Origin of the sequence: Mesorhizobium sp. M7D.F.Ca.US.004.03.1.1 (assembly GCF_003998635.1) — a bacterium.
Classification (GTDB): Bacteria; Pseudomonadota; Alphaproteobacteria; order Rhizobiales; family Rhizobiaceae; genus Mesorhizobium; species Mesorhizobium loti.
In genome coordinates this window covers 1-5,039 of the sequence record NZ_RZQG01000427.1, presented here as the reverse complement: position 1 = coordinate 5,039, position 5,039 = coordinate 1, and the positions used below count along the sequence as shown (strand labels likewise).

At 62.3% G+C, this 5,039-nt stretch carries 4 protein-coding genes and 1 pseudogene; 2 read left to right on the top strand and 3 right to left on the bottom strand.

All coding sequences use genetic code 11. The features are described 5' to 3' along the window. Window positions 1–1,009 (top strand): MFS transporter (locus EN935_RS21800; RefSeq protein WP_127373603.1); only part of this gene is annotated, 1,009 nt, incomplete at its 5' end. Between the two features lie 48 nt (window positions 1,010–1,057). Here EN935_RS21800 and EN935_RS21795 read toward each other — a convergent pair. The 3 genes from EN935_RS21795 to EN935_RS21785 form a co-directional block, all read right to left on the bottom strand. After that, entirely contained in the window at window positions 1,058–2,092 is a 1,035-nt protein-coding gene (locus tag EN935_RS21795; RefSeq protein WP_109669274.1) for an NAD(P)/FAD-dependent oxidoreductase, read from the bottom strand. Window positions 2,093–2,175: 83 nt separating this feature from the next. Continuing rightward, window positions 2,176–2,496: a 2Fe-2S iron-sulfur cluster-binding protein gene (locus EN935_RS21790; protein ID WP_013531878.1), complete on the bottom strand. Its 321-nt coding sequence runs from the start codon at window positions 2,494–2,496 to the stop codon at window positions 2,176–2,178. A gap of 112 nt (window positions 2,497–2,608) precedes the next feature. Further along, window positions 2,609–2,977, bottom strand: coding sequence for an Hpt domain-containing protein (locus EN935_RS21785; protein WP_127373602.1), 369 nt, complete (start codon window positions 2,975–2,977; stop codon window positions 2,609–2,611). A 271-nt stretch (window positions 2,978–3,248) separates the two neighbouring features. Between EN935_RS21785 and EN935_RS21780 the strand changes: the two are divergent. Beyond that, a pseudogene (locus EN935_RS21780) lies at window positions 3,249–5,039 on the top strand (kinesin); the annotation flags it as partial.

The following is a 5,039-nucleotide window of genomic DNA, read 5'->3' as shown; positions in this document are numbered from 1 at the left end:
GGCGGTCGCCAGCATCGCAGGCCCGCTTTTGGGCGGCACCTTCGCCGAGCATCTGCACTGGTCACTGATCTTCTGGATCAACATCCCGCTTGGTCTCGTCGCCATGGCCATCATCAACAAGCCATTGAGAAAGCTGCCGATCGCGGCAAAACACCATCGCATCGATGGGCTCGGCGCGCTGCTGCTTGTCGCGGCCACCGCCTTGCTGTTGCTGGCGTTGAACTGGGGTGGCAGCGAATATCCGTGGCTGTCACGCGAGATCTTCGGGCTGCTCGCCTGTTCGGCGGTCATCTGGAGCGCCTTTGCGTTGCGGCTGCTGCGCGCGGCCGAACCGCTGATCTCGCTCGAAGTGCTTGGCAACCCGATCGTCCTTGCCGGCACGTTGTCGTTGTTCCTGCTGCAGGCCGCCAATATCGGGCTCGCGGTCTACCTGCCGGTCTACTTGCAGTCCATCCTCGGGCTTTCGGCCAGTGAATCGGGAACCGCCATGCTTGGTCTCATGCTCGGCACCGTTGCGGGCGCGACATTCAGCGGCCGCACGATTGCCCGGGTCGTTCACTACAAGCGGATCGCGATGGTAGGGGTGACCTTCGCCATCCTGTGCCTCGGCATACTCGGCCTGGTGGCGGGGCATGCTTCGCTGCTGATCGTCGAGATCCTGACGACCTGCATCGGCCTGGGCAGCGGCACGACATTTCCGGTTGCCACTGTGTCGGTTCAGAATGCCGTCGACCAGGCCCATCTCGGCGTTGCCACCGGCGTACTGACCTTCCTTCGCTCTTTAGGCAGCGCGCTTGGCGTCGCCATCCTTGGTGCGGTCGCGCTTGGCTACGGCCTGCCGCTTGCTGGAGAAGGCACCCAGGCGGCCAGCACCGCCGTCGAGGCCCTGGCGTTCGTGATGATCTTCTTCACCGCGGCAGCGATGCTGGTCATGGCGCTCGTCGCGCTGGTGCTGATGCCGGAAAAGCCGCTGCGCGGCCATCCCGAGGCTCCGGTGCTAGCTGACTGACAAAAGACGTGAAGCGCGTCGGCTGCATTTGATTCAAAGCGACGCGTTTCAGGAAGCTTCCACCACGCCGAGCTTCTTCTGCAGGCTGGTCGAGGAGGTCGTATACTGGAAGACGATACGCTCGCCGGGGCTGATGACGCGCTTGGCGGCCTGCGCCATCAGCGCCACCTCGTGGAAGCCCGATAGGATCAGCTTCAGCTTGCCCGGATACCAGTTGATGTCGCCGACCGCGAAAATGCCTGGCACCGATGTCTGGAACTTCTCGGTATCGACCGGAATGAGGTTCTCGTGAAGATTGAGGCCCCATTCTGCGATCGGGCCGAGCTTCATGGTCAGGCCGAAGAACGGCAGCATGCGCGTGCAAGGCACCTCGACATCGCCGTCCGGCCCCTTGATGGTGGCCGATGACAGCTGGCCGTCGGCGCCGGTCAATCCGGTCACTTGCCCGACTTGGAAATGCAGCTGCTTCATCTCCTGCATGGCATACATCTTGTTGACGCTGTCGGGCGCCGCGCGGAATTCGGGCCGCCGGTGCACCAGCGTCACGCTCCTTGCCACCGGCTGCAGGTTGAGCGTCCAGTCGAGCGCCGAGTCGCCGCCGCCGACAATGACAAGGTCGTGGCCGCGAAAATCCTCCATCCGGCGCACCGAATAGAAGACACTCTTGCCTTCATAGGGCTCGATGCCCGGGATCGGCGGACGCTTGGGCTGGAAGGAGCCGCCGCCGGCGGCAATCACCACCACCTTGGCCTCGAACACCTCATTCTCGTCGGTGGTGACGCGAAAACTGCCGTCCTCCAGCTTTTCCAGGCTGGAAACCATGCGGTTGTAGGTGAAATCGGGCTTGAACGGCGCGATCTGCTCGAGCAGTTTGTCGACCAACCCCTGCGCCGAGATCGAAGGCCAGCCTGGAATGTCGTAGATCGGCTTTTCCGGATAGAGTTCCGCGCATTGGCCGCCTGGCCGGTCGAGAATGTCGATCAGGTGGCACTTCATGTCGAACAGGCCGAGTTCGAACACGGCGAAGAGGCCGACAGGCCCTGCCCCGACAATAAGCACGTCTGTCTTGGTGATGTCGGTCATGCGATGCGCCTCGCTGTGTGTTGTCGAGACACTGCATGAGCAATCCGCCGCTGCCAAGCAGCAGCCGGCAAAAAACCGGTGTCTCAGCCCTGGCGGGCGGGCACCCGCACGACCAGACCGTCGAGCGCGTCGCGCACCTTGATCTGGCACGACAGCCGTGAGTTCGGCTGGACGTCGTAGGCGAAGTCCAGCATGTCCTCTTCCATCGCTTCCGGCTCGCCGACTTCAGCCGTCCATGCTTCGTCGACATAGACGTGACAGGTGGCGCAGGCGCAGGCGCCGCCGCATTCCGCCTCGATCCCGGGAACGGCGTTGCGGATCGCGTTCTCCATGACCGTCGAGCCGTTCTCGGCGTCCATGTCGAAATGTGTGCCGTCATGGGCGATGAAAGTCAGCTTGGTCATTTGTCACCTGAAGGGAGTCTCAGCCGAGATAATCACTCCGGCGAGCAAGTCAACTGCCGCGCGAAAGCGTCGCTCCGTGACGTTTTTCCGCAAACCGGGTTTGGCGTGGGATTCAGCGATTGATGGCGGCGATGAAATCGCGCACTTCGTCGATCAGCGTGCCGAGCCGTCTGAGCGTCTGGTTGTCTTCCGGCTGGTGCTCGATCTCGGTGGCACAATCGGCGATGGCAAAGGCACCGACACCCCGTGCCGAACCCTTCAGCCCATGCGCCAGCAGAAGCCGGTTCTTGATGTCGGCATCGAGTATTTTGTCGCGCACCGACAGCGCCTGTTGTACAAACAGCGCCAGCACCTCTTGCTCGAGGCTGCGGTCGCCCATCGTCTGGCGGGCAAGGTGTGCCAAATCGACCGGCCGTGACCGCCTTGGTCCGGATACGTCGCCCCCGGGCATTGAGAAGGCAATGCCGCTTTCGCCACGCATGAACTCGAACTCCGTTTCTTCGATCGCCCAAAAACCTAGGCGAATCCAATGGACAACGGGTTAATGAATGGCCCGGAAAAATGTTGCCAAAACGGCGCCCAAATCACGGTTGCGTTAACCTTATATTTAAAGTTTTACGTATCTCGCGGAATGCATGTTTTCTTTACCCCCCTGTGTCATTACGATACGAGGGGTCCATTTTCAGCCTCCTGCGCGTGGTACGACAAACAGAATTATAAGCCCGCGGCAGCTAGTACAGGGTAGCGAAGGCATGGCAAAGAAACCAACGACGACGAGAACTCTCGACAGCGAAGTGGCCAGGGAACTGGAAAAGGCGCTCGATCTCGACCTCAGCAATGATGTCGGCAGCGGCGACCTCGACATCGCGGCATCGATGGAGGATCTGGAAGCGCAGATATCCCAGGCCGCCGACGAGCTGGCGCGCGAGGGACGCAATCAGAAACCAGAGTCCGTGGTCAATCAGAGCCAAGTCCAGAACCAGGCCGCAAAACCCGCGCCAAAGGCCAAGCCTGCCGAGTTGCGCCCCGTGGAAACACGCAATGGCGCCCAGCCCGCGGGTTTCGCGCCGGCCAATGACGATCGCCAGAAGGACTACAAGACGCTCCTGCACAGCCTCAACAGGCGTGCCTCGAACACCATTTACTGGGTCGTTGCCTTCGTTTCGCTCGCCTGGTTCGCCGGCGCCGGTGGCTTGGCCAACCTCCTTTTCGGACCGAGCATCTGGAGAATCCGCACGCTCGACCAGTTCCTTGCCCGTCCGGAGCTGATCGGCCTGGCGGTCGCGGCGATCGTGCCCGTCATCCTGTTCTGGGCCTTCGCGGCAATGATTCGCCGGGCCCAGGAAATGCGCATCGCCGCCCAGTCGATGACCGAAGTGGCTTTCCGCCTGACCGAGCCGGAAAACCTTGCCCAGGATCGCGTCATGATGATCGGCCAAGCCGTTCGTCGCGAGGTTGCAGCCATGGGCGAAGGCATCGAACGCACGCTTGCCCGCGCCGTCGAGTTGGAAACTCTGGTCCACAGCGAAGTTAACCAGATCGAACGCTCCTATTCCGAGAATGAATCCCGCATCCGTTCGCTGGTCGATGGGCTTGGCAGCGAGCGCGAAGCCGTCGTCACTCATGCCGAGCGCGTCCGCGCTTCGATCACCGGTGCGCACGAGACACTGAAGGATGAGATCGGGGCCGCCTCCGACATCATCCGCGACTCGATCCTCAATGCGTCGACTAAATTGTCGATGACGATCACCAATTCCGGCGACACGCTCATCGACCGCATCAACGAAAGCTCGATGTCGATCTTCGATTCGGTGGAAGGCCGGCTCGATTCGATCACCGACCGGCTGTCAACCTCGGGTGAGGCTTTCGCCAGCCTTCTCGATACCCGCATTGCCAAGCTGACGGACACCACGGACGGCCTGACACGGTCGTTGACCGATCTGCTCGACGATCGCACCACCGGCATGGTGTCCCTGCTTGGCGGCGCGGCGCGCACCCTCAATTCCGAATTCGAGGCCAGCCTCAACGGCATCGAGCGGACGCTCGCCGAACGCGGCCAGGCGCTGATCAGCGAATTCCAGACCCGCGCCGAGGCGCTGGACACCGGAACGCAGAAGCTCAATGCGGCACTCGAGGCCCGCGCCCGCCAGATCAACGAGACGCTGGTCGAGCGCGCCCGCGAAATCGCCCACACCTTTGCCGAGAGCAAGGACACGCTGTCGGCGATGATCGATCAGGGCAAGACCCAGATCGGCGCCGACATGGCCGACATCGTCACCTCGACCTCCTCCATGCTCGAAGCCCGCGCCAGCGACTTCGCCGGACGCATGGAAGCCGCCCGTCACGTCGTATCGCGTTCGTTCGACAGCGACATCCAGCGGCTCGCCGACGCCCGCGTCGGCATCGAGGAAGCTGTCGAGAACCACAGCAGAAAACTGTCCGAAAGCCGCGAGCGCATGGCTGAGGCCATGCAGGCCGATCTGGCGAAGTTCGCCGAGGGCCGCGCCGGCATCGATGCGGCGGTGACCAACCAGTTGCAGAAG

Bases quoted from the DNA above. Each gene is read 5' to 3' on its own strand.
- EN935_RS21785 (WP_127373602.1), bottom strand. From the start codon at position 2,977: ATGCGTGGCGAAAGCGGCATTGCCTTCTCAATGCCCGGGGGCGACGTA.
- EN935_RS21790 (WP_013531878.1), bottom strand. From the start codon at position 2,496: ATGACCAAGCTGACTTTCATCGCCCATGACGGCACACATTTCGACATG.
- EN935_RS21795 (WP_109669274.1), bottom strand. From the start codon at position 2,092: ATGACCGACATCACCAAGACAGACGTGCTTATTGTCGGGGCAGGGCCT.